We start from the raw sequence: 23,017 nt of genomic DNA, 5'->3' as shown, positions 1-23,017 counted from the left end.
CTACACGATCCTTTCAAATGTTTTGAACCAGCTGCCCTGATGCGTCAGCTGACCGTTATCCCCTTCGGCAATGACGCCGTAGTCTTCCCCCGGCACTTCCAGCTCGACACGCGAACGATCCTGCTTTTCAAAAGTAATATAATAGTATGTAGATGCACTGCTATTGCTGCTTCCTCTTACATGCTGGCGCTTGCCACTCACGATGACGGGTTCGGTCAACACATCCTGCGAGCGATTGCGCAGCCACTGCGTAAGCGTCTGCACAAAGCCAATCACGAACAGACTTACTAGCATCAGCAGAACAACAACGAATGGAATGACAAAATAAAGCGGCGCATCCTCTAATAAATCCAGCAAACCGCCTATCATTCCATCGCCCATCCAGTCTCCGATGGAATCGTTCATATCTGTATCGCCTCCTCTTGTACCAACACCTCCTGCTTATTCAAACACATGATATACATACAGCTTGCCTGGCATACTACGCTGATCAGGATCATAGATCTGCGCGCCCAGCAGCTGTTCCACCGTTAATGTCAAAATAAACTTTTGCAACTCGCGTTGATTGTCAAACTGCAAGCGCAGCGGCTGACTCTCATCATCGGTTAATTGAATATCCCACGTCGGTGCTTCGATCACCTCGGCATCCTGTTTCTTGTTCCATAGCTGATTCCATTTGCTCATTCTTAGACTTCCTCCGTAAAATGACGTCGTACCGGCGGTGCGGCAAATTTTTTTTCATTATAATCGTTCGACTGGCGCTTCGGGATCGACAGACTATCCCAGCTACCATGTTTGAGCATTTTGGCAATATATACGATCTGACCGACATGATACGGATAATGACAGAGCTGACGATTGATAGCTTCCAGCGCGGTATGCCCTTCATTGCGAATATAAATAATCTGCTCCAACTGTTCCGGCTGCATATGCTCCAGCGTCTGAATGAGACAATCCCAGCCTTGCTGCCAGCGCTGCCATACCTGCTCTGGATCTGCGGTATCTTCTTCAAATTCATCATCCCGGTTACGCCATTCCTTCTCCCCGTCGCTGGTCAAAAAGTCCGTCCAGCGCGACAGCATATTGCCATGCAAATGCTTCACAATGACAGCGATGCTATTACTATCTTCATTAGGCGATACAAACCATTGCTCCGGCTCCAGCTGACGCATCGCCTTTTCGCCCAATGTACGGTAATACATAAACTGTTTGATAATACTGTCCAGTATTGCAGGTTGCTGGCTCATGAGCATTCACCTCATCATAGGATAGATATGTAAAGATCCGTAATCAATATTCCTCACTGTGCTTACAGTTTTTCCTGATATTACAACCGAAAAACTTACTGTTAATCATACGTGTTTCAGCATGACGATACAAGCATCGCTGTGCCCTATTTCATGTCGAAAAGCACTTCATGCCATGAAAGGGCTGAAGTGCTTTTTAACAGGTTGATATTGTCAAATCTCGCTGCTGATCGGAAGATGTTCCATTCAGCTGATCACTATTTTGCACATGAAGAGTGAGAAAACGGTTTTAAAATAAAAGCATAGCGGGCAAATCCGTTATCTTGCTCATCGATCCACGCAATGGATGATTCCTTTTCCAGTTGATAACGTGCTTGTGGAGAAGACGAAAATACGACCGTTGTACTCACATTTGACGATACCAATTGCCAGTTATGATCTGCAATCGGAGCAATGCTGCTGCGCTGCCGAATATATTCGGTTAATACCTCTCGGTTCTCGATTCCAGCATCTACGATAACACGTTGACCATCAGGATTGACAAGGGCAGTCGAATACGCGCGATAATGATTGGTCGCAACAGCGAATATCCTTTCTTTCTCCAACGGTTGCCCGCGATATGTCAGCTGTACAATTCGATAACTATGAGGATTCAACATATTACCTTCGACATCATAACGCGGTGGCTGACTTACATCAATCACATACTCCAGCCCATCGATCACATCAAACTGAAACGGCGAAAATGCCGGATCAATCAATTCCTGTCCTTCTTTCCCCGGTACAATCGTATGGTATAGTCCCGCACACCATTCCAACCATTCCTTGATCTCCGCTCCACTCACGCGTACGATGCACAATGTATTGGCATAACTATAAATGTCCGACATATGCCGCAGATGCAGCGATCCGACCGGAATATCGGTATAATGCGTCGGACCATAACGTCCACCTGTCTTAAACGGAGAAGCCGCCGACAGTAACGGTAAATGGGCGTATGGCGTATCATTCAGCAGCGCAGCAGCAGCTTCGGTCTGGGCATCGTTAATAAGCTGCACTACCGCTGAATCTTCTACTAAGGCGCTATAACTGTGCAGCGGTTGCAGCAGTTCACCGACAGGCGTGTGAATATACTGCAATGTACGTTCATGGGCTTCCCGCGCCGCCTGTTCCAGCGAAGCGTCTGGCTGGATCGGAGCGCGTGCACCAGATGCCTCGCTGGATGGATTCACAAGTGCGCGCACATGCCCTTTACTATGCTGTACATGCCAGCACAGCCCTTGATCACTCTGTTCGGCAATCAGCTCCAGATCGACGATTCCGAGATGACTCCCCCATACGCCCGGCTCAACAGCAGGAATGCCATGGATGTGCCCTTGCTGCCAATCAACACCGGGACGTCCGGCGAATTCCTCACTTGGAAACACCTTATGTGCATGTCCGAAAATGATCGCGTCTACACCCGGTATCCGGCTGAGCGGCAATACCGCATTTTCGCCAATAGCTGGTGAATCTTCCTCGGCATATCCGCAATGTGCCAGCAGGATGACGATGTCCGCTCCGGCTTGCTTTACCTGAGTTACTGCATCGCTCGCTGCTTCTACCATATCCGCTGCATATACACAACCTTCGAGATGACTACGATCCCAATTCATAATCTGCGGCGGCACCACACCAACGATGCCAATTCGTAGCTCTGAGGTTTGTCCCTGTGTACTAGTTAACGTGCGATGGAGTAGAAGATACGGCGATAACAACGTCTGCGGCTTCCCTTCCTGCACACGATACACATTGGCATTTGTATAAGGGAACTCTGCCCCGGCAAGACACTGCTCTAGATAATCCAATCCATAATTGAATTCATGATTGCCGACAGTTGCCGCATCATACTGAAGCATATTCATGAGCTTAATGAATGGATGAACGCCTTCACCAGTCTGCTCATCCTGCCAGTACCGTTCAGCTGCTGCATAATCACCGAGCGGATTCCCCTGTAAAATATCACCATTATCCAGCAAGATATGATTGATACATTCCGACCGCGCTGCATGGATCAACGTTGCTGTACGCGACAATCCCATACTGTCCGTTTCCAGATCACGATCATAATCATATCCAGTTAGACTCACATGGAGATCGGTAGTCGCCATAATTCGTAAGGCATATGTACCGGACGAAGAAGACTGCTGTGTCAACGATTTTGGTATAAAAGAAGCTGAATTCACATGTATACTTCCTTTCTATCTATCATTCCATCAAACGGGCTAACCGTACCATATGAACATCAGAACAGTGTAAACAATGTTATTTCTATACTGGGGCTATTTTACAGTTTTCTAACACAAATCAACGGTACGTTTGACCCTTCGCTTTTCGAACGCTGGTAGAATACGAATTGTGACTGTGACAACATGGTTCACGCATTACATAGTTTCATTATTTTATTACATCCTAGGGGGAAATCAAGTTGTTCAAAAAAGTAGTAGCACTCGGCATGACTCTGGCTCTAGCGGCTGGATTGACCGCATGCGGAGGCAATAGCTCCACATCCGCAAACTCCACCGCTGCCGGCAGTACCGCCTATGTGCCGACAGAATTGAAAGTACAATTCGTTCCATCTCAAAATGCCGAAACACTGGAAGCCAAAGCCAAACCACTGGAAAAACTGCTCGGCGACAAGCTCGGCATTCCAGTTAGTGTATCCGTATCGCCAGATTACAATACGATTGTAGAAGCGATGGCTTCCAAACAAGTCGATGTCGGCTTCCTGCCGCCCAACGCTTACGTACTCGCACATGACAATCGTAAAGCTGCCGATCTGCTATTGCAGGCGCAGCGCTATGGCGTGAACGATGAAACTGGTCAACCGACTACCGATAAAGTGAATTACTACAAATCGATGATTCTGGTGAAAAAGGATTCACCGATTCAATCGCTAGCAGATCTGAAAGGCAAAAAAGTCGGCTGGCAGGATGTGACTTCTTCCGCTGGTTATGTATTCCCGGCTGCGGAGCTGAAACAAGCTGGCGTTGATCCAGATACCGATGTACAAGGTGTAACGATCAAAGGTCATGACGCTGCTGTTATGGCATTATTGAACGGTCAGGTGGATGCAGTTGCGGTGTTCCAAGATGCACGCAACACTGTGAAAAAAGACGTACCGGACGTATTTGACCAGACGCGCGTCCTGCACTTCTCCGCACCGATTCCAAACGATACGATCAGCGTCCGTTCCGACATGGATCAAGCATGGAGAGATAAAATCAGTCAGGCGTTTATCGATATCGGCAATGATCCAGAAGGACAAAAAGTTATCGAAGAAATCTATACCCACGTCGGTTACGAAAAAGGCGATGACAAAAACTTTGATCCGGTTCGTGAATATGCCAAAGAAGTCGGTCAGGCACAATAATTCTGTATAGCGTTGATAGCACCTACCACCATCAAGCATATCCAACACAGTAGATACTATGGCTGCACCAAACATGACTACCAAGACAGCACCGTCCTTGTTTTGCGGGCGGTGCTGTCTGCTGTTGAACTGTTCATGTTTCTATTCTAGTTCTGGTTCTATTTCTACAACATCAATGATAAACAACATCTTATTGTAGACTGCTGCAAGTTGTATCATCCCTTTTATAGAAAATCTGGATAACGAAAGTTGGGTTTGCATGATTGAATTTCAAAATGTATCCAAAGTATACCCGAACGGAACGCGCGGTCTGAATCAGATTAACCTTACGATTAACGAAGGAGAGCTGGTCGTGATCGTCGGTCTGTCCGGCGCTGGCAAGTCGACATTACTACGTTCGATCAACCGTCTGCACGATATTAGTGAAGGTAATATTGTGATCAATGGACAATCGATCACTACAGCGTCCGGTTCCGGTCTACGCCGAATCCGTCGCGGGATCGGCATGATTTTTCAAAGCTTTAATCTTGTCAAACGCTCGACCGTACTGCGCAATGTATTATCTGGACGGGTAGGTCATCATTCTACACTGCGCACCGTGCTTGGTCTGTTTCCAGCTGAGGATACCGCGCTGGCAATGGATGCACTGGAACGTGTAAATATTCGCGATAAAGCCTACAGCCGCGCCGATCAGCTATCCGGCGGTCAGCAGCAGCGGGTATCCATTGCCCGTGCGCTGGCACAACAACCGCAAATCATTCTCGCCGACGAGCCAGTCGCTTCGCTTGATCCGCTAACCACACGGCAGGTGATGGACGACTTGCAGCGTATTAATCGTGAATTGAAGATTACGACGATTATTAATCTGCATTTTATTGATCTGGCGCGTGAATATGCGACTCGGATTATCGGGCTGCGTGCAGGGGAAGTTGTATTTGATGGCACGCCAGCAGAAGCGACAGACGATGTGTTTGCCCATATTTATGGACGGGCGATTCATCGCGATGAGGTGCTGGGCGATCATCCACCTGGCGATGATGTGATATCCGTTATTCCAAGTAAACCGGGTGTGGCGGCAGGTGGAGTGCAATGAGTATGGGAACAACGGGTACGTCTATCACGCCTGTCGCACCGCCCAAGTATAAGCGATATGCTACGTGGGGGCTGTTCATCGCTCTGCTGATCGTTTGCTCCATTCAGACGGAAGTTACGCCGTATCAGTTGATTCGTGGGTTACCACAAATGGGCATTTTACTAGCCGAAATGGTGCCACCGGATTGGAGTTATTTTCCGAAAATCTGGGAGCCTATGGTCGAAACGCTGCAAATCGCACTCGTTGGCACGATGCTGGGCGGACTGCTGGCGATTCCATTTGCCCTGCTGTGTGCATATAATGTCACGCCCAACAGATCCGTTGCGATACCAGTGCGCTTGATTCTGAATCTAGTACGGACTGTGCCGGATCTGCTGTTTGCAGCAATCTTTGTCGCTGTATTCGGAATTGGACCATTTGCAGGGATGCTGGCGATTTTGTTCTTTTCGTTCGGTCTGATTGCCAAGCTGACGTTTGAAGCGATTGAGTCGATTGATCCGGGTCCGCTCGAAGCGATGACAGCAGTGGGAGCCAATCGAGTGCAGCTGATCGTATTCGGTGTGATTCCGCAGGCGATGCCTTATTATATGTCGTATTTGCTGTATGCATTTGAAGTGAATGTACGTGCGGCATCTGTACTCGGTCTCGTTGGCGCAGGCGGAATCGGCTTGCTATTGGATCGCTCGCTTGGTCTGTTCCGCTATGATCGCGCAGCGATGATTATTTTACTGACGTTAGTTATTGTGCTTGTGATTGATTATGCCAGTACGATTGTACGGAGGAAATTGCTATGAATGTATGGTCTGCTCGTCCGCTCTGGCATCGTCTGCGCCCGTGGGTATGGGTCGCTATTCTGGTGGCAGTGTATATCTGGGCGTTTAACGGTTTGAACTTTGAAGGATTTCAATCTACTGCCAAGACGGTGTCGCTATCGATTGTAGATGGCTTTATGCATCCCGATTGGGATTATGTGTATGATCCAGCGGGAGAGGATCTGCTACGCGGATTGCTGGATACGCTGATTATTTCCATTCTTGGTACGTTTATCTCTGCTTTTCTCTGTATCCCGTTTGCGTTCTGGGCGGCGGCGAATATGAGTAAGCTGCGCGCCATCTCTGGTGGTGGAAAGGTTGTATTGAGCGTAATCCGCGTATTCCCGGAAATGATCGTTGCGATTTTATTTATCAAAGCGGTTGGACCTGGCTCCTTTGCCGGTGTGCTGGCACTGGGTGTGCATTCGGTCGGTATGCTTGCCAAGCTATATGCAGAATCGATTGAAAGTATCGATACAGGTCCGTCTGAAGCATTGACCGCTACTGGTGCCAGCAAGCTGCAAATACTGTGGTTTGCTGTGCTGCCGCAGGTTATTCCACAATTCTTCTCGTATGCGTTGTATCGATTCGAGATCAATATGCGCTCTGCCACCACACTTGGTTTGGTCGGCGCAGGCGGGATCGGTACACCCTTGCTGTTCGCCTTGCAGATGCGTAATTGGAATCGCGTTGGAGTGATTTTGCTAGGGATTATTGTTCTGGTTATTTTGACGGATTGGATCTCTGGCTGGATTCGCAAGCGTATCGTTTGATGCTGGATTACTACTGAGCGCTAGAATGGTACTATTGGGAACATCAAAAAGCTTTGTATCGTGTCCTGTGATGGGAACGCGTTACAAAGCTTCTTCTATTATATAGTGATAGCAAATCTCAATCTCTACGCATCACGCTCATTGTAAAAGTTGATTTTGCGATACGCAACAATTAGCTCTGCATCTTAGTTACGATTCCTTACTTGCTGCAATGACTACAAATGACGGTTTGCGTAGCTCGTGGATCAGCTGAGGCATGTTCTCCAAGCCTTCTGGAATCGGCTCTGGTTCCAGCACTGCATCCAAGCGCAATCCACTCTGAATCACTCCATTGATCAGCGTAGCCATCGTCCGATGATACGTAATGACCCCATCCACTACCCAGTGTGAATATCGAATGCCCTGCTGACTGTAATGATCCACCGCATAATACAGCCGCTCTCCCTGCTCATTCTCAATCCAGCCGTCTTTATCCAGCTTGGCGGTTACGATGGGATGCTCCGTCGAGAATACGAGCTTACCACCATCCTTCAGCCAGTAGGCAATCTTGTGCATGAGTGGTTCGTACTGTTCTATATAATGCAGTGCCAAGGAACTAACGATTACATCAAAAGAATTTCCCGGGAAATCCAATTCTTCCATCGGTGCCTGCATATACGTAATCTGATCATGTTGTGGTGCGCGCCCTAGCATACTGGCAGATATATCCGTACCCGTAATATATGCAGCACCCTGCTCCAGCAAATAAACAGCCAATTGCCCAGAGCCACAGCCCAGATCCAGAACTATTTTCCCTTCCAACGATGGTAGCAATGAACGCAATGCCGGTTGCTCCACAAATTCATTATACGTAATGCCTGAATCGCGCATCTTACTGTAATACTCAAAAAATTCCGGGTTGTCATACAAATTCTGTTTCATGATTGGTTGCTCCCTTCCGTTATTTGGCAAATGGATCATCCTATGTAGTCTGCTAGTCCAATGTTCAGACGCATCTGCTGGATTATAAGTTTCAAATATCTGGAATTTACAGTGTATACACGTATTCTACATCCTCGATCAACCTTAGGTAAATGACTGATTCAGCCTGCGGACGGATGCAATCCCCTGCTCACTCTGGTATGTTGGAACAAAAGCAGGCAATCCAGACCGAGGTGACTTTTGTGAAAAAGCGCATACTACAGATCATCGCCCTGACTGTTATCGTTATCATTGCTGCAACCTTTGTATACCGCAGTGGCATTCAAACCGTAGAAGGTACATATCAGGTGATCGGCGTGAACGATAAAGGAATTATTATTCAACTTGGCGACAAGACACAAGCAGTGCATACAACAGGTGACATTATTCAGATCATTCAGTTGGATCATTATTATGATCTTCGTTTTGAAAAGGCTCCTTTGCAGTCGCCGCAGTTGGACTATATTCGTCTCAACGCAAATAAAAGCCAGTCATCGTAACAATCGTTCCGGATGACTGGCTTTTATTATATTCGTACATTTTGCAGCGTGTGTATACGTGTTAGTCCCACACTTGATCTAGCTTATCCGCGTAAAAGCGCAGCGCTTTGCCATATTGGGCAATGCCTGCATCCGAAGTAGTCGCTGCCAATTGTTCCAGCAGAATACCGATCGCATCAGCCGATTTGTCCAGATTGTACAATGTCATCGCATAAAAGACCTGCAATTCCCGCCGTTCTGGGTACTGTGCAATGGCTTGTGCTAATACTTGCTGTGAATCTTCATATCGTCCCAAGGTGCGATATGTACTGCCTAATCCAAGCATCGCATCTGGACGATCCTCACCGGTCAGACCATGTTGTAGCGCCTGCTCATAATACGGCACCGCCTGACGCTCTAACCCTAGATTGTCGCAAGTCCATGCCAACTGGTATAGCACATCCGGGTGCTGTGGATATTGCTGTAACAGCTGCTCCAATGCTGTCTTTGCTTGCTCTGCCTGCCCACTGCTACGTAGCTCGGCAGCGTACTGGATTGATTGTTCCAACGTTAGATTCATCATGATGCTTCTCCGTATCTCATTTTTATATTGTAGTATCTGCTGTTCCCTCAGATCACATCTATTTTACCTGTTGAAAAGACTCATAATGATCGGTCGTTTTGTAAATCAGCCCATCGGTCGAATAGAGAATGCGATCTGCACCACGGAAGCCTGATGTATAGTTAATATCTGCCTCGTGCCATTTGCGACCGGATGCTTTGGGTAACAATCCTTCGCGATTACTGAACGTATCGCCACCAATACTTTTACCCGGTGCTACGGTTGCCAGATTACCTTTGGACGATTGCCAGCCTAATTGTTCCGCTTGCTTTTTGGTCACATAATTGCAGGGCAACTGACCATCATGCTGACGCAAATAATTCGCCACTCCGTCAAACGTATTGATGATCGTGCAGTTAGTTGCTGCTTGCTTGTCTGTCGATGAGGATGATGTCGAGGGCGTGGACGGTGTAGTGGACGATGCAGTATTGGACGACGTTGCTGAACCTGATGTCGCTTCACTACTCGGTGTACTGGACTGCCCCATCCACTCATTCGCACCAAACAACACTGCCACAACTGCCACAATAATGAAAAGAATACTGGATAACGTTTTTCTGGACATAAGTTCTCCTGTCTGCTGTATAGTCTGTCTATAGTAAAGTATACCGCAGCAAGCCTCATTGTTACATCCTGTCCGGCAGTTGTGTTGCAAAGTATCCATGTATACCTGTCACTCATATACTATATAGTAAACGTAGCTTATACATTTATCCGTCCCAGCGTAACAACATCGTTAGCGAAGTGCCTTCCACACCTACTTCGCGAAAGCCAAATCGTTCGTACAGGCGCAGCGCCGGATTGCCGGGACTCACACTGAGCGATACACCTGGATATTTGCGCCGCCGCAACTCATCCAATAATGCAAAAACTAACGAAGTTCCGATATGCGCCCCACGATAACCCGGTACAATCGCAAGCGACAGTTCAGGAATATCATCAGCGACATACCCGTAGCTTTTATTATCATTTGTAAAAAAACGCGAAGTCACTGCTCCAATCGGCTGCATATCGGTACTATGCTCCTCTTGAACCAACGCAATAAATCCGGCATCTCCCGTTCTTCCCCAATGCTCCACATATTTGGACAAGCCGGGTTGATGTACGATCTCGCGTGTAAATGGCTCCTGTCCCGGCTCAGCATAAAGTGATAAATATAACATTTCCCACAAAAATTCCTGATGTTCCGCTGTTGCCGGAACAATATGTACTTCAATCGGAGTCACCGACATCGTCCAAGCCTCCTTTAAACTTCAATCATACATCTTCAATTTTAATAGTATAAGCAAAACTTTCTCAATTCTTCTACGTTTATATATGTAGACAATAAAGATAAATAGAAAGGATATAGAGTATGGCTCAAGTAAGGAAATGGGTACTATTCGCATGTACAAGCATATTGTTACTGGTATCGCCAACACCATCGCATGCCGAGCTTCAGTTTCAGAAACAAGCAATGGTTGAATCACAAAATCATTCTACTGATCAGCAAACTAAGGAACGAATTATGCAACAATATGGATTAGATGAACCCAATCATCGAGAAGACGATATATATCATTCCGATTACTTTTTACAGGTCAATGATTTGGGAATCAGTTTAGATCATTCTTCCAATTATTTTTTCTTTCGTCTTGCTTGGATATTACTACAGATATAGTAAAGTATAAAGAAATTACTCATTATTTCTCATACTTTATATTGAAAATAGATTTAAAGCTTTGTCTTCCATTATAATCTTCAGAATGTTCCAAAGAGGTGTATGCTACTTTAGTTTTAATGTTCTTATATGCTTTATGATTCTTTACATGAAAAAGACCATCTCAATAGAATGGTCTTTTTCATGATCCATACTCATTCATTTTATAGTCGCCAAAAAAACCCTTAGTGACTTGCTAGCTCTGGATGCTGTGTATAATACTTCGCCGCATTGTCGATCACTTGCAAAGCTTCAGCACGCGTGATCGGTTTCTTCAAATCTGCTTTGGAAAAGTCAGACAGCTCACTTGGCTGAATGTACAGCTTGGTCACATTGATCTGTTTCTCCATCGCTTTCACCGTATAGTCAATAAACTGCTGACGCGTCAGTTTGGCTGCGGGATCAAATGTGCGTGGTACATCCAGTCCATTGACCGCCGCGATGATAAGCGCATCGGAGTACCATACGTTATTTTTGGCTTTGCTGTAATAATCGCTGACCTGAGGTGCTTTGATGAATTGGAATGCTGCCAGACTGAGTTGGAATTTGTTCACCAATAATTGAATCCCCTGTGCGCCGTTGATTGGCTGGGAATCATTTTGTACTACTGTCGTCAGATTCACAGGGTGAACAGATGCAGTGGAATGAATATTTTGTGTAACGAGCGATTCGCTTGCTGCCATCGCTGCTCCGGTTCCAAAAGAGAACGTCAACACAGAAGCGATTATAAGGGATGTCCATTTTTTATTCATGATCATAATCTCCTTTATATACAAGTACAAACATATCTCTTATCTAGTACACATATGTATAGCCACTATTGTTGCATCATCACTCAAAATAGTTCCCCATAAAATATTCACTTTCCAAAATAAAACGATCCTTTCCCCGCAATTTCGGAAAAGATCGCTCTACTCACTTCCATGATCATATGTTCGAATACGGCTCTTACTGTAATCAAGCGCCCACTTCATTTTCAACCACAACCTTAAAGCCAATGCCTTCTGCCTCTGCTTCTTCCAGTAAAGAACGTACACGATGTGCCTGTTCTCCAAGCCGTTGTTCACTAACCGCATAATTCACCCAATATAGTTCCAGCGGCAATTCAATCATCCCCGTCAGACAATCCCATAATGCATCCAGATTCGCACCGTAAAATTCGGGCAGCTCCAGCTTTTCTTTGAATTGTGCATGTAATTCCTCACGCGTAGCAAAATCTTCCCCATTGATCGTAACGATCTTCATCGAACGTCCTCCTTTGATACTTGGTCTGCATCTATTACCATACCACAACAAGGCGATTCTATGCCTGTCCGCCGGTAAGAAGACACGTACAGAATCGCGCTGAAGGGTGTGGTTTCGTGATTGCTCATCGTGGCAATCGGCGAGTATTATTTCAAACGAGTGAAGGTTTCGTAATGGTCTGTCGTTTTGTAGATCAAGCCATCACTAGAGTACAGAATACGGTCAGAATTGCGGAAACCGGATGTATAGTTGATGTCCGCTTCACGCCATGTGCGTCCACTTGCTGTTGGCAGGCTGCCTTCGCGGTTTGTGAATACGTCGCCGCCGATACTTTTGCCTGGTGCTACATCTGCCAGATTACCTTTGGACGATACCCAACCGAGGGCAGTCGCTTGCGATTTGGTGATGTAGTTGCAAGGCAGTTTACCGTTAGCAGACAGATAGTTAGCTACTCCGGTAAATGTGTTGATGATCGTACATGTGGCTGCGGACGCTTTCTGCGTTTGTGCTGCCGGAGTGATCTGGGAGCCGGTGAAGAACACCACCGTCAACATCATTGCCAGTAAAGCTGTAGACCAAAACCGTTTCATCCTCTTCATCCTCCTATGTAACAAGTATTTGTTGAACGTCGCTACCTTAAACGTTCTGAACCGATTATAGGTAGCAAAACATCCACTTACCAGTTATATCACATAAAATTGTAAAAATCTTTAATTTTTTTATCTTATTTTGTAAAATTTTATAAATATGACCTATCGCGATAATTTATTGTTAGCTGAATGTAAATATAATAGCTAGTATATGCGTAATGATTGTTTTTATTTTTTAGTAGCATTTATTGTTTCATATACGATCTGTTACCTCGTATATGATCCGCTATATGACAGATATCAATATTTACATAATAATACCTATAAAACCAATATTTTTAAAATTATTTATGTATATACGTATATGTTCATGATTTTAAGGGTAAAAGAAATTGACATACTTTTTTGTTCTGCATGGTCTGACAGTAACATTTGCATCATGTTCACATCATTAGCAGAACATATACTTACTGTTTGAACGATGAATGCATGCTTATGTTAGATGCCCTGTTTGAATGAGTGATGTTTACGTTGGTTGTGCCTTGGCACCGCTGATATGCTGTTGAATTTTAGAACCACGTTATTACGTGTTGTCGTAGGATGTCCGTCATGCTTTTACTTTTCCATATTCAAGGAGGAATCGATAATGGGTAAATCATTAGGTAAAAAGCATCTTGTCCTGTCATTTCTAGGCGGAGCCGTGTTCTTCTCCGGAGTTTCATTTGCTGCGACAAATGTATCGAATATGAATGTGACACCGAATACAGAAGCGATCCATTTCTACCATAATGGCGAAGCGAAGACATCCTCAGCACAGTACAACAATAATGGCACCAACGTACCACAATCGTTTATTTATAATGGAACTACGTATGTACCTATCCGCCATGTCGGCGATCTGATCAGTCAAAATGTATACTGGGAAGGACAGCAGGGTACTATTTCGATTGGACAACCAGTCGTAGAACTGAAGAACAGTTCCGGTAGCGCAATTGGTACAGTTACACTGACACAGGAAGACGATGGTGTACTTGCGAAGATTGATGTCTCCAATCTGCCACCGGGTAAGCATGGATTCCACGTTCACCAATCTCCCATCACTGGCAATGACTTTGAAACAGCAGGTTCTCATCTCAATCCGACAGATTCCCAGCATGGACATCTGAATCCAGAAGGTGCGCATCTGGGCGATTTCCGTAATCTTGAGGTTGCCGCTGATGGCACCGCCAAAGTCGAAATGAAGCTGGAAGGTGCTAGTCTTGATAAGAATAGTGCCTCTTCGATTCTCGGTGCATCCTTGATTATTCATGCCGATGAGGACGATGAGAAGACCGATCCAACTGGCAATTCCGGTGGACGGATCGCTGGTGGGAATGTACCGCAATAATGTGTAACGCTTAATGCTGCTTGCTATTACAGCGATGCGCATATAGGTTCATGATCCAGACAATCGCACGTAATACAACATGTATAGTAAATAACATATGGAAGAAAAGCCGCTCCGGTCATCGAACGTCCTGTCAGGGATCACTCCTGATAGAATGCTACGATTACCGTGCGGCTTTTTGATTAAGTAAAAGATTCTGTCCGCTTGCTGCGGATTATTGTATATCGTCTGCTCTACCAACCATCTGTTAGAAAGCGACAGCGCCCTTTTGTACCCAGACGCGAAATCCGTTGCCTTCTCCTTGCACTTCTTCCATCAATCCCAGCACCTGCTGCGCATCATCGCCCAGCCGTTCCTCGCTCAGATCATAATGAAGCCACTCAATCTGCAATGGCAACTGAATCTGACCGGTCAAGCTGTCCCACAATGCATCCAGATTAGCACCATACGTATCTGGTAGCTCCAACACCTGACGCAATGTGCTGTGTAGCTGCTCAATCGTTGCAAAGTCTTCCCCGTTCAATATGACGGTTTTCATGTACATATTCATCGTCCACACCTTACCTTGTTCAACATTTGCATACCTTATTTACAGTCTCCGGCATCTCAACGTGAACCTGTATCTCTTTCTACATCCCCCTTATTCTTTATATCACATTAGGGCCAAAAAGAGACGGGTTTTCTTGCAGATTTTTGTAAAATTTTAAGTTACATAGGAAGCAATGTGTATCGTTCCCACGATCTTTAACATTAGCAGAAAAATCATCGTCTGGGAAGTCCATCAACAAGAAACTCTGCCACCAGTAAGAGGAACCGGGGCAGAGCTTGTAAACGAAATACTCCAAGGCTTGTGCTTGTGCTTGTGCTTGTGCTTGTGCTTGTGCTTGTGCTTGTGCTTGTGCTTGTGCTTGTGCTTGTGCTAACTGATTGTATGCGAACATACGCAATCATGCTGTTATGACAAACAGTATGGCAGTACGACCATCCGATGTCATCCTTCGCTTAGAATCGCAGTAGATACATAGTCAACGTTAGTGCTTAATCGCGACCGATTTTGCGTTTATATGCTTGTGAATACTGATCGGCTGCAATGATTGCATCCTTCACATCGTCCGCAGTGACGGTAAATGGCAGATTGTGCGACGTTTCATCCGGCTTGGTAGCTGCTTGTGCGACACGGTACAGATCGTCATCTGATACATTGCCGATATGCAACTCCTCCAGCGTCACCGGCAATCCGAGACTAATATAGAAATCGATATACTTTTCAATTTCATGAATCGGACGCTGCTCCAGAGCCAGCTGAGTCAATGTGCCAAAGGCAACCTTCTCACCATGCGTCATATGGTGAATATCACCTTCTAGCACGGTGAAGCCGTTATGAATCGCATGCGCTCCAGCCAGACCGCCACTTTCAAAGCCCAAACCGCTCAGGAGCGTATTCGCTTCAACTACCGATTCTAGCGCTGATGTTACTACTTTGCGTTGCACCGATTCATAGGCGAGTAGTCCGAAATCGAATAGCGTCTCCTCGCATTTGCGCGCGATTGCTTCCGCTGCTAGTGTAGGTAAACCGCCTGCCATCGTATTCGCACGCGCTTCGATGACGGCTCGCACTTCTACCCATGTTGCCAGTGCATCGGCAATACCGGATGCCAAAAAGCGTGGTGGCGCGCCAGCGATCACAGATGTATCTACCAGAATCAGGTCTGGATTTTTATTGTAAAATTTATAACTTTCAAATATACCATCATCGGAATAAATGACAGACAATGCACTCGTCGGTGCATCTGTGGATGCAGTAGTCGGTACGATAACGGTATGACCACCTAGTTGGTCGCTGACTGCTTTGGCAGTATCCAGCGTTTTACCACCGCCGACGCCGATCACGATTGTTGCTTCATTTTGTTTACCCTGATCGCTCAGACGAGTAATCTCATTCGTGGAAGCTTCTCCGTTGAAGACCACTTTTACATACCCGATGCCGGATTGATCCAGGCTCTCCAGTACTTGATTACCGGCGATGTCCCAAACGATCTCGTCAGCGATCACCAGCGCCTTGCCATTACTAAGTGCCTTGACGTACTCACCAGTTTTACCGATCACTCCGCGTCCCTGTACATATTTGCCGGGACTAATAAATACGCGTTCTGTCATTGAAATACTCTCCTTTCAATTATAGAAAATCGTATCGTTCTCGAAGACTACGCATTCGCTTATGTACCTTTCCCTTGCCCTTATCACTCATTGCATGGACGTTCGATGGGCGGCTGCAAGATCGTAGCCCTCTCTATTGTATTCACCCTATCTACCATATGTATAACATGTAAAAGTTGTACAATTCTATGAACGGTGATTCCCAAAGATAATATATTGCAAACAAAAAGAGCTTCGAAACGACGATTGTCGTTCCAAAGCTCCTTGCTTGTTCGTTATGCGGTCGAGAGGACTCGAACCTCCACGGGGGTAAGCCCACACGGACCTGAACCGTGCGCGTCTGCCAATTCCGCCACGACCGCATATGATCACGTTACTAGAAACCATAACAGTTTCTAGGCACAAGAAATAGCATACCATATTAGTTAGCAAGCGTCAATATTTCACATAGATCTGATCGCTTTCGCATTTATAGTGTTCTTAGTGTTCTTAGTGTTCTTAAGCGATGATAGACAGATGATTGCGAAATATCCACCCTTACTATCCTGTTCCCTTTTTTTACTATTCTATTTTCTATACATTTACACTATATATAGTGTTTTTTTACGATAATTTGCGTATTTTTTCATAGAAACGGTTGCCATTCTATCGTATGTTCGCTATAATGGGAACATAAGTTCTCGAAACATTAGTTCCTATAAGGTGGTGACATGAATGGCTGTCTTTTTATCGGAAGAAGAACGTTCCTTGGTAAAAAGCTATCTGCTGCTGATTTATATTCAAAAGAAATTTGATCGTGATGCACGCGCATTGGAGGAAAGTGATGCGTTAAGCAATTCCGGTATGTATATGGAAGTAATCAAGGGCGGTGCCGACCGTACCAACTTGCTGCTGTCCGAAGTACGCCGTGATCTGCGCAAACAACATCTTCGTTTATACGAAGTGAATCAATCTCAGAGTAGTGTGGAAGCGCAGATCCTTTGTAAGGGCCATCATGGCACCTTCCAGATTTCCGCTACCGATTTCCGGCGTGAAGCAGCTGAACGTATGCGTGCTTACCTAGGTCTTGGACCAATTGAAGCAGCGGTATCTGGAAATGCAGGAGAATTTGTTGCCGAGAAACCGTCAACGCCTTATAATCCGTCACGTGTTCGTGAACCGGCTCGTTATACTGGCTACACTCCCTATCGTACAGGGACCTGATTGTTCTAACTATTCTGTTCTGTCTGTCTGCATAGTTTGTAGCCATGCCTATTGATTATATCTAGCTGTATCTGTAGCAATATTCTATAAGTTGTATTACTCTAATCATAACTAGCAGGATCGATATAACAAGCAAGAAGATAACAATCCACGTATGTATATGCTCCGCGTTACCCCACCTACCCTAAAATAAATGTAGCTGTATGATGCAGACAGTTTTGGTGCGGATAGTTATTCAATATAGCATCACGACAGAAACCACACACAGCCAAGCCCCTTTACCTGCATGTACACACATGCGATAAAGGGGCTTTGGTATGTTCAGATAATTCCCTTACATTCTCTCAGTTTTCCTTACTCGTTATTCTTTACTCCTTGTTCTTTACTTCTATTCTTTACCTCACTTCTTACTCTTACTCTTACTCTTACCGCTCTATATCGGCAGATTCATCATTCATGTGCTCATCCAGCGGACTGCGACGTGGTTCTTTGGATGGCTGAATAATGTAATGACGACTTAGCTTGACAACATTACGATTGGGGCGACGGATGAGCACATGCTCATCATCCCAAGCAATGACAATCCCACGTACATCATTATCCCGAATATCGTCGCGTACGACCCGTACCTTCTCGCCGGATAGACGGTATTCATTTAACTGCTCCTCGCTAATCAAGGGACATCCTCCTTTGTGCATTATGACCTCTTGCTTATCTATCACCATTCCATGATGATTCTCATCCTGATCACAGCAGCATGATTCTTCGTCGTCATGAAATGACTATGGTTTGATTGCCGTTCCTCTCTATTTTACATAAACGGAACATATAATGTACATGCATAATCGTCCGATGTCCATTCTCATGCATCTATGCGATGATTTTCTTGTCTACCTATGCTCTTCCAGATGGATATCATACCTCTACAAACGCAAAAAAAAGACCCAAATGAATGTTCATTTAGGTCTTACACAAGCTTGTCAAATGATTACCCTGCAATGATTAACGCTGTGCGTGTTCTTTGGAATCGTTTTTCTCGAACCAGTAATCAAGCACCTTAGCGGACATCACACGTTCATTCACGTACTCTACCTGATGGTTGGAAAATTGCGGTTCCCAGGCGAAGTCCAGCTCTTTACACAAATTCACAATGGTCAGCAATTCAGACCATGCTACATAACGTTTGTACCAAAAGAACTGAGGATGTTCAATCATATAGGGGTACAGGTCGTCGAATTCAGTGTGCTTACAATCCAAAGCACGCTCGAAGTGTACTTTTGCGGCGGCCAGTTTGTTCAGGAAAAACTCTTCAGTGATCGGCTCTTTGCTCATTAGTCTGCCTCCCCTCCCTAACATATCTTTATTATAAGACACTCTGACCCCATTTGGAAAGAGAATATCGTATTTCAGTAAAAGCAGCAGCAGGTTTTCCATACACATGCTTTTTGTCAATCCGGTGTAAGATCTTGGGGTTATATTTACACTATCGGTAAAGAATGTCTATATCATAAGATAAACAAGAATAAATGTCATGAATAATTTTCATACTATATTCCACGTTTCTTCTACAATTCCAACCTGCCAAACCCAGCTTGTTTTGCATACATACAGGGCTTGTATACTACAATATACGTTGCCAATCTTCTTTTGGATGACTAGCCGAATGTAATTTGTCCATCTGCTAGTGAAGTAATTTTCACTAATGAATCCAGACGAATTCCTTGCTCTCGGATCGTATTGGCACCGTTTTGAAATGACTTCTCAATGACGATACCGACGCCGACCAGTGTTGCACCGGAACGTTGAATAATTTTGACCAGACCACGAGCGGCATCACCATTGGCAATAATATCGTCGATGAACAGAATACGATCATTCTCAGTGACAAATTGACGCGATAGCATAATGTCAGTCACAATCCCTTTTGTAAACGAAGGAACCCGTTCGACCAGAGCATCTGCATCTGCCAGCAATGTCTTTTTACGACGAGCAAAGACGAGCGGCACACCTAGTTCGAGCGCTGTCGCAAAAGCAACCGGAATGCCGGACGATTCGACAGTCACGACTCGCGTAATCTGTTCATCGCGATACAGTTCGGCAAACTCCTTGCCCATCTTGACCATCAGCTGCGGATCAACCTGCTGATTGAGCAGCGCATCCAATTTGATCACATCACTTGATAGTACGGTAGATTCTGCTAAAATTCGTTGTTTTAATTCTTCCATTGTCCGTCCCCCATCGCAGATAGTGCACAGGCTGCGGACGGATACTGACCGCCCTGTCGCTCCAGCCTGATCGTGCTTATGCTATTTATTATGTGTTGTTCGTTTTCATTTGTCCATGTACGATGACATGGCATACGGCTTACTCTACTTCCGACTGACGGGCTGCCACATTGGGCAACGGATGAATATGGTCTTGCGGTAAAAATTCGAGATACAGCTTCTTCAGCTCATTCACGACATGACCGATTGAATACTGGGTTTTAGCTTTTTCCCAACCAGTGCGTGCCAGTTCGTAACGATAGGACGGGTCATTGATGACCTTTTCCAATGCATCGGCAAGCTGTACTTCATCATCTGGCGGTACAAGCAATCCGTTTACGCCGTCTTCAATCTGCTCGGAAATCCCACCTACATCCGTACCAACGAGTGCTAACCAGCACAACGCAGCCTCTGCGAATACCGAACCGAATGCTTCCGCTCGCGATGGCAGCACAAAAATATCAAAAAATGGCATGAATTCCTCAGGATGCAGCGTATAGCCGTAGAAGATCGTATCTTCATACACGCCCAAGTGTTGCGCCAATCGTTCCAGGTCGGTGCGGCTGGGTCCATCGCCGATAATATGCAGCACGTAGGCATGTCCACGCTGCTTGAGCAGGGCACATGCTTTGAGCAGCACATCCAATCCTTTTGCCGGAACAAGGCGGCAAACGCTCATCAGTTGTGGTACTTCATTTTCATGCGGAACAGGCTTGAAGCGCTTGTCGTCAAAGCCGTTGGGCAGTACGACAATATCTTCCGGGCGATCCACATAAGGCACCAGATATTCGCGAAACGAGCGCGATACGGTCATTAACCGATCGCTTTTCTGTTCCAACTCACGATACAGGCAGGTGAGAAATTCCTGTTCCATGCTGCCTTCCTCAATTTTGCCATTTAGAATCAATTCCCACTCATAGCTAGAGTGAATTGTCTGCACAAGTGGTGTGTCTTGAAACACTTCGCGCATAACGAGCCCAACAAGCGGATGATGAGAATGGATCAGATCATAGGGCTGCTTGAGCCGCAATTGCGTCCACCAGCGATAGTCACGATACGTCTGAATGTACTTTTGCACGATAGGGCTCTCGCCGTAGATATTCCAGTCAAACGTTTCAAATACAACGTCATCCTTGCCCTTATTGCGAATTCGCTTGGGCAGAGAAAATAATTCCATCTCCCAGCGTGCAGAGCCAAAGCGCTCTTGCAGGTGTGGAATCATCGATGATACGCCCCCCGGTTGTTCAGGAGGGAAAAACAGGGCTTGCAGCAATCTCAAGAATATTCCTCCTTTCCTTATCAGTTCAGGATATGCACGCATCCCATGCCCGTAGGCTTCTGATGGCTATAATACAAGATTGTATCATGGATTGGCGCAGACCAACACAACAAAACCGCTCGAAGATGGAGCGGCTTTGTTGTGTTGCATGATTTATTGTATGGTGAATAACGGTTAGACGGATACGCCGCAATATTTGTTCAGCATCTGATATACGCCGTCATCGTTGTTGGAAGCGGTGACTTCATCAGCAGCTGCTTTGACATCGATTGGGGAATTGTCTACTGCAATTCCAAGTCCGGCGTATTGCAGCATGGACAGATCGTTGTAATAGTTGCCGATTGCCATAATCTGCTCCGGTGCGATTCCCAGTTGCTCTGCCAAAGCCCGCAAAGCCGTTCCCTTGGAAGCCTGAACATGCATCAGATCGATGAAGAACTCGCCGCTGCGCTGCATATTAAATGCTTGTGTCCACAAACTCCAATCGCTGTGCGTCTGATCCAGCTGCTCCGGCGTGCCAAACACGCTCATTTTCAGTACCGGTTGTTCCAGCTCACTCCAATGCGGTAGCAGTTGTGTCGTCAACCCGAAACTCTGGAACTTGGCGTACATCTGCTGTGCGGCAGCCTGCATCTGTTCCGGCGAATCTACATAAATATCAAAAGCGGTATTGATGTCAAAATGAATATGGTGTTGACGGCAGTAATGCATATACGGTTCCAACGCCTGCGGCTCCATAGCAAACTGATGCACAATCTCATGTGTGCCAGTGTGCACCGTTGCCGCACCATTATGCACAATGACATGACCTTCATGATGCAAACCTAGCTGCTCCATATAAGGAATGGAATTGAGCGGCGTACGACCAGTGCAAAAGACGATCTCCGTTCCCTGCGCGGCAATCTGCTGCAATGCGGCGGCTGTCTTGGGCGTAATCTCATGATCATCGTTCAATAGTGTGCCATCCATATCCAATGCGATTAAACGGTATTGCATCTCTCCAACCCCAATCATCCTATATTTATTCTGTCTCTGTAGCGATTGCTTGCTCACTTCGTCCAAGCAAAGCAAGCTCCTCAGCTGTCAATTCGCGATATTGTCCAAGCGATAACGCAGGATCAAGTTCCAGCAAGCCCATCGATACGCGCTTCAGGTATATGACCTGTTTGCCAACCGATTCGAACATGCGCTTCACCTGATGAAATTTGCCCTCAGCAATCGTTAATGCAATCTGCGATACGATGCCTTCTGCGGAAGTCGTCTGTCCGCTAATGTTCAGTTCAGCTGGCATTGTGACATATCCATCGTCCAGCGTTACGCCTTGCTTGAACTTGACTATATCCTGTTCGTCCACTTCACCAAGCACATCGGCGATATACGTTTTCGGTACATGCTTGCGCGGTGACAGCAGTTCATGTGCCAATTGTCCGTCATTGGTGAGCAGCAATAGCCCTTCTGTATCTTTGTCCAATCGTCCAACTGGGAATGGTTCAAAGACGCGGTACTGATCATCCAGCAGATCGACTACCGTGCGATCACGGCGATCCTCCGTTGCTGAGATGACGCCCTGCGGCTTATTCATCATCACATAGATGTATTCCCGATAGTGTACAATTTCGCCATCAAATTGAATCTGATCGTCATACGGGTTCACTTGCAAGCCGCTATCTTTGATCATTTTATCGTTGACGCTAATGCGTCCCTGCTTGGCAGCACGCTTGAGCTCGCTACGAGTGCCGTAACCGAGATTGCCAAGTATTTTATCCAAACGTTGTTTTTTAACCGGGGTATTCAT

General features: G+C 45.9%; 26 protein-coding genes, 1 tRNA gene and 1 pseudogene. 7 read left to right on the top strand and 21 right to left on the bottom strand.

The window, feature by feature from the left end:
* From ACDE64_RS08210 to ACDE64_RS08195, 4 genes are all read right to left on the bottom strand, one after another.
* On the bottom strand, window positions 1-405 hold the full coding sequence (locus ACDE64_RS08210; RefSeq protein ID WP_411349645.1) for a DUF2500 domain-containing protein: 405 nt from the start codon (window positions 403-405) through the stop codon (window positions 1-3).
* Window positions 406-441: 36 nt separating this feature from the next.
* Window positions 442-684 carry a hypothetical protein gene (locus tag ACDE64_RS08205; protein ID WP_411345990.1) on the bottom strand — a complete coding sequence of 81 codons (243 nt, stop codon included), beginning with the start codon at window positions 682-684 and terminating at the stop codon, window positions 442-444.
* Window positions 685-686: 2 nt separating this feature from the next.
* A complete protein-coding gene (locus ACDE64_RS08200; RefSeq protein WP_411349643.1) occupies window positions 687-1,247 on the bottom strand; it encodes a DUF1572 family protein in 561 nt (186 codons plus the stop codon).
* Window positions 1,248-1,504: 257 nt separating this feature from the next.
* Window positions 1,505-3,472, bottom strand: a complete 1,968-nt coding sequence (locus ACDE64_RS08195; RefSeq protein WP_411349642.1) for a bifunctional 2',3'-cyclic-nucleotide 2'-phosphodiesterase/3'-nucleotidase — start codon at window positions 3,470-3,472, stop codon at window positions 1,505-1,507.
* A 242-nt stretch (window positions 3,473-3,714) separates the two neighbouring features.
* On the opposite strand from ACDE64_RS08195, the gene ACDE64_RS08190 reads away from it, so the two are divergent.
* From ACDE64_RS08190 to phnE (ACDE64_RS08175), 4 genes are all read left to right on the top strand, one after another.
* Window positions 3,715-4,659, top strand: coding sequence for a phosphate/phosphite/phosphonate ABC transporter substrate-binding protein (locus ACDE64_RS08190; protein ID WP_411345987.1), 945 nt, complete (start codon window positions 3,715-3,717; stop codon window positions 4,657-4,659).
* Window positions 4,660-4,918: 259 nt separating this feature from the next.
* Complete coding sequence (gene phnC / locus ACDE64_RS08185) at window positions 4,919-5,752, top strand: phosphonate ABC transporter ATP-binding protein (protein WP_411349640.1); 834 nt, start codon at window positions 4,919-4,921, stop codon at window positions 5,750-5,752.
* Window positions 5,749-6,546, top strand: coding sequence for a phosphonate ABC transporter, permease protein PhnE (gene phnE, locus ACDE64_RS08180; RefSeq protein ID WP_411349639.1), 798 nt, complete (start codon window positions 5,749-5,751; stop codon window positions 6,544-6,546). Before phnC ends, phnE (ACDE64_RS08180) begins: the two co-directional genes overlap by 4 nt.
* Window positions 6,543-7,337 (top strand): phosphonate ABC transporter, permease protein PhnE, encoded by a 795-nt coding sequence (gene phnE, locus ACDE64_RS08175; protein WP_411349638.1) that lies wholly within the window; start codon window positions 6,543-6,545, stop codon window positions 7,335-7,337. Before phnE (ACDE64_RS08180) ends, phnE (ACDE64_RS08175) begins: the two co-directional genes overlap by 4 nt.
* Window positions 7,338-7,526: 189 nt before the next feature.
* Here the strand turns inward: phnE (ACDE64_RS08175) and ACDE64_RS08170 are convergent, their stop codons facing one another.
* Entirely contained in the window at window positions 7,527-8,258 is a 732-nt protein-coding gene (locus ACDE64_RS08170) for a class I SAM-dependent methyltransferase (RefSeq protein WP_411349636.1), read from the bottom strand.
* Window positions 8,259-8,410: 152 nt separating this feature from the next.
* Between ACDE64_RS08170 and ACDE64_RS08165 the strand changes: the two genes are divergently transcribed.
* Window positions 8,411-8,797, top strand: coding sequence for a hypothetical protein (locus ACDE64_RS08165; RefSeq protein WP_411345982.1), 387 nt, complete (start codon window positions 8,411-8,413; stop codon window positions 8,795-8,797).
* A 61-nt stretch (window positions 8,798-8,858) separates the two neighbouring features.
* Here ACDE64_RS08165 and ACDE64_RS08160 read toward each other — a convergent pair whose 3' ends face one another.
* The 6 genes and pseudogenes from ACDE64_RS08160 to ACDE64_RS08135 all read right to left on the bottom strand — a co-directional run.
* Window positions 8,859-9,359 carry a tetratricopeptide repeat protein gene (locus ACDE64_RS08160; protein WP_411349635.1) on the bottom strand — a complete coding sequence of 167 codons (501 nt, stop codon included), beginning with the start codon at window positions 9,357-9,359 and terminating at the stop codon, window positions 8,859-8,861.
* Window positions 9,360-9,417: 58 nt separating this feature from the next.
* Window positions 9,418-9,963 carry a ribonuclease gene (locus ACDE64_RS08155; protein WP_411349634.1) on the bottom strand — a complete coding sequence of 182 codons (546 nt, stop codon included), beginning with the start codon at window positions 9,961-9,963 and terminating at the stop codon, window positions 9,418-9,420.
* 145 nt (window positions 9,964-10,108) lie between these two features.
* Entirely contained in the window at window positions 10,109-10,630 is a 522-nt protein-coding gene (locus ACDE64_RS08150) for a GNAT family N-acetyltransferase (protein ID WP_411349633.1), read from the bottom strand.
* Window positions 10,631-11,282: 652 nt separating this feature from the next.
* Window positions 11,283-11,849 (bottom strand): S-layer homology domain-containing protein, encoded by a 567-nt coding sequence (locus ACDE64_RS08145; protein WP_411349632.1) that lies wholly within the window; start codon window positions 11,847-11,849, stop codon window positions 11,283-11,285.
* 205 nt (window positions 11,850-12,054) lie between these two features.
* A complete protein-coding gene (locus tag ACDE64_RS08140) occupies window positions 12,055-12,342 on the bottom strand; it encodes a barstar family protein (protein WP_411345972.1) in 288 nt (95 codons plus the stop codon).
* Window positions 12,343-12,488: 146 nt separating this feature from the next.
* Window positions 12,489-12,818 (bottom strand): annotated as a pseudogene (locus ACDE64_RS08135) (ribonuclease); the annotation flags it as partial.
* A gap of 760 nt (window positions 12,819-13,578) precedes the next feature.
* Here ACDE64_RS08135 and ACDE64_RS08130 point away from each other — a divergent pair.
* Entirely contained in the window at window positions 13,579-14,319 is a 741-nt protein-coding gene (locus tag ACDE64_RS08130; protein ID WP_411345971.1) for a superoxide dismutase family protein, read from the top strand.
* 247 nt (window positions 14,320-14,566) lie between these two features.
* Here ACDE64_RS08130 and ACDE64_RS08125 read toward each other — a convergent pair whose 3' ends face one another.
* From ACDE64_RS08125 to ACDE64_RS08110, 4 genes are all read right to left on the bottom strand, one after another.
* Window positions 14,567-14,869: a barstar family protein gene (locus tag ACDE64_RS08125; RefSeq protein ID WP_411345970.1), complete on the bottom strand. Its 303-nt coding sequence runs from the start codon at window positions 14,867-14,869 to the stop codon at window positions 14,567-14,569.
* Between the two features lie 97 nt (window positions 14,870-14,966).
* On the bottom strand, window positions 14,967-15,260 hold the full coding sequence (locus tag ACDE64_RS08120) for a hypothetical protein (RefSeq protein ID WP_411349631.1): 294 nt from the start codon (window positions 15,258-15,260) through the stop codon (window positions 14,967-14,969).
* Window positions 15,261-15,357: 97 nt separating this feature from the next.
* Window positions 15,358-16,476 carry a glycerol dehydrogenase gene (locus ACDE64_RS08115; RefSeq protein WP_411349629.1) on the bottom strand — a complete coding sequence of 373 codons (1,119 nt, stop codon included), beginning with the start codon at window positions 16,474-16,476 and terminating at the stop codon, window positions 15,358-15,360.
* Between the two features lie 278 nt (window positions 16,477-16,754).
* Window positions 16,755-16,838 (bottom strand) — tRNA-Leu (locus ACDE64_RS08110).
* Window positions 16,839-17,190: 352 nt separating this feature from the next.
* Here ACDE64_RS08110 and ACDE64_RS08105 point away from each other — a divergent pair.
* On the top strand, window positions 17,191-17,679 hold the full coding sequence (locus ACDE64_RS08105) for a hypothetical protein (RefSeq protein ID WP_411345968.1): 489 nt from the start codon (window positions 17,191-17,193) through the stop codon (window positions 17,677-17,679).
* A gap of 425 nt (window positions 17,680-18,104) precedes the next feature.
* Here the strand turns inward: ACDE64_RS08105 and ACDE64_RS08100 are convergent, their stop codons facing one another.
* The 6 genes from ACDE64_RS08100 to ACDE64_RS08075 form a co-directional block, all read right to left on the bottom strand.
* Window positions 18,105-18,356 carry a hypothetical protein gene (locus ACDE64_RS08100; RefSeq protein WP_411349628.1) on the bottom strand — a complete coding sequence of 84 codons (252 nt, stop codon included), beginning with the start codon at window positions 18,354-18,356 and terminating at the stop codon, window positions 18,105-18,107.
* A gap of 325 nt (window positions 18,357-18,681) precedes the next feature.
* Complete coding sequence (locus ACDE64_RS08095; RefSeq protein WP_411349627.1) at window positions 18,682-19,011, bottom strand: hypothetical protein; 330 nt, start codon at window positions 19,009-19,011, stop codon at window positions 18,682-18,684.
* A 323-nt stretch (window positions 19,012-19,334) separates the two neighbouring features.
* A complete protein-coding gene (locus tag ACDE64_RS08090; protein WP_411349626.1) occupies window positions 19,335-19,904 on the bottom strand; it encodes a xanthine phosphoribosyltransferase in 570 nt (189 codons plus the stop codon).
* 139 nt (window positions 19,905-20,043) lie between these two features.
* Window positions 20,044-21,222 carry a glycosyltransferase family 4 protein gene (locus ACDE64_RS08085; protein WP_411349625.1) on the bottom strand — a complete coding sequence of 393 codons (1,179 nt, stop codon included), beginning with the start codon at window positions 21,220-21,222 and terminating at the stop codon, window positions 20,044-20,046.
* 174 nt (window positions 21,223-21,396) lie between these two features.
* On the bottom strand, window positions 21,397-22,218 hold the full coding sequence (locus tag ACDE64_RS08080) for a Cof-type HAD-IIB family hydrolase (protein ID WP_411349624.1): 822 nt from the start codon (window positions 22,216-22,218) through the stop codon (window positions 21,397-21,399).
* Between the two features lie 25 nt (window positions 22,219-22,243).
* Entirely contained in the window at window positions 22,244-23,017 is a 774-nt protein-coding gene (locus ACDE64_RS08075) for a pseudouridine synthase (protein ID WP_411349623.1), read from the bottom strand.

The sequence above is a fragment of the Paenibacillus sp. WLX2291 genome (assembly GCF_046603665.1).
Taxonomy (GTDB): Bacteria; Bacillota; Bacilli; order Paenibacillales; family Paenibacillaceae; genus Saccharibacillus.
The sequence above is the reverse complement of the archived record's forward strand: the minus strand, read 5'-3'. Positions and strand labels throughout refer to the sequence as shown.

Coding starts and splice junctions, on each gene's coding strand:
- ACDE64_RS08210 (WP_411349645.1), bottom strand. CDS start 405: ATGAACGATTCCATCGGAGACTGGATGGGCGATGGAATGATAGGCGGT.
- ACDE64_RS08205 (WP_411345990.1), bottom strand. CDS start 684: ATGAGCAAATGGAATCAGCTATGGAACAAGAAACAGGATGCCGAGGTG.
- ACDE64_RS08200 (WP_411349643.1), bottom strand. CDS start 1,247: ATGAGCCAGCAACCTGCAATACTGGACAGTATTATCAAACAGTTTATG.
- phnC (WP_411349640.1), top strand. CDS start 4,919: ATGATTGAATTTCAAAATGTATCCAAAGTATACCCGAACGGAACGCGC.
- phnE (WP_411349639.1), top strand. CDS start 5,749: ATGAGTATGGGAACAACGGGTACGTCTATCACGCCTGTCGCACCGCCC.
- phnE (WP_411349638.1), top strand. CDS start 6,543: ATGAATGTATGGTCTGCTCGTCCGCTCTGGCATCGTCTGCGCCCGTGG.
- ACDE64_RS08170 (WP_411349636.1), bottom strand. CDS start 8,258: ATGAAACAGAATTTGTATGACAACCCGGAATTTTTTGAGTATTACAGT.
- ACDE64_RS08165 (WP_411345982.1), top strand. CDS start 8,411: ATGACTGATTCAGCCTGCGGACGGATGCAATCCCCTGCTCACTCTGGT.
- ACDE64_RS08160 (WP_411349635.1), bottom strand. CDS start 9,359: ATGATGAATCTAACGTTGGAACAATCAATCCAGTACGCTGCCGAGCTA.
- ACDE64_RS08155 (WP_411349634.1), bottom strand. CDS start 9,963: ATGTCCAGAAAAACGTTATCCAGTATTCTTTTCATTATTGTGGCAGTT.
- ACDE64_RS08150 (WP_411349633.1), bottom strand. CDS start 10,630: ATGTCGGTGACTCCGATTGAAGTACATATTGTTCCGGCAACAGCGGAA.
- ACDE64_RS08145 (WP_411349632.1), bottom strand. CDS start 11,849: ATGAATAAAAAATGGACATCCCTTATAATCGCTTCTGTGTTGACGTTC.
- ACDE64_RS08140 (WP_411345972.1), bottom strand. CDS start 12,342: ATGAAGATCGTTACGATCAATGGGGAAGATTTTGCTACGCGTGAGGAA.
- ACDE64_RS08130 (WP_411345971.1), top strand. CDS start 13,579: ATGGGTAAATCATTAGGTAAAAAGCATCTTGTCCTGTCATTTCTAGGC.
- ACDE64_RS08125 (WP_411345970.1), bottom strand. CDS start 14,869: ATGAATATGTACATGAAAACCGTCATATTGAACGGGGAAGACTTTGCA.
- ACDE64_RS08120 (WP_411349631.1), bottom strand. CDS start 15,260: ATGTTCGCATACAATCAGTTAGCACAAGCACAAGCACAAGCACAAGCA.
- ACDE64_RS08115 (WP_411349629.1), bottom strand. CDS start 16,476: ATGACAGAACGCGTATTTATTAGTCCCGGCAAATATGTACAGGGACGC.
- ACDE64_RS08105 (WP_411345968.1), top strand. CDS start 17,191: ATGGCTGTCTTTTTATCGGAAGAAGAACGTTCCTTGGTAAAAAGCTAT.
- ACDE64_RS08095 (WP_411349627.1), bottom strand. CDS start 19,011: ATGAGCAAAGAGCCGATCACTGAAGAGTTTTTCCTGAACAAACTGGCC.
- ACDE64_RS08090 (WP_411349626.1), bottom strand. CDS start 19,904: ATGGAAGAATTAAAACAACGAATTTTAGCAGAATCTACCGTACTATCA.
- ACDE64_RS08080 (WP_411349624.1), bottom strand. CDS start 22,218: ATGCAATACCGTTTAATCGCATTGGATATGGATGGCACACTATTGAAC.
- ACDE64_RS08075 (WP_411349623.1), bottom strand. CDS start 23,017: ATGAATACCCCGGTTAAAAAACAACGTTTGGATAAAATACTTGGCAAT.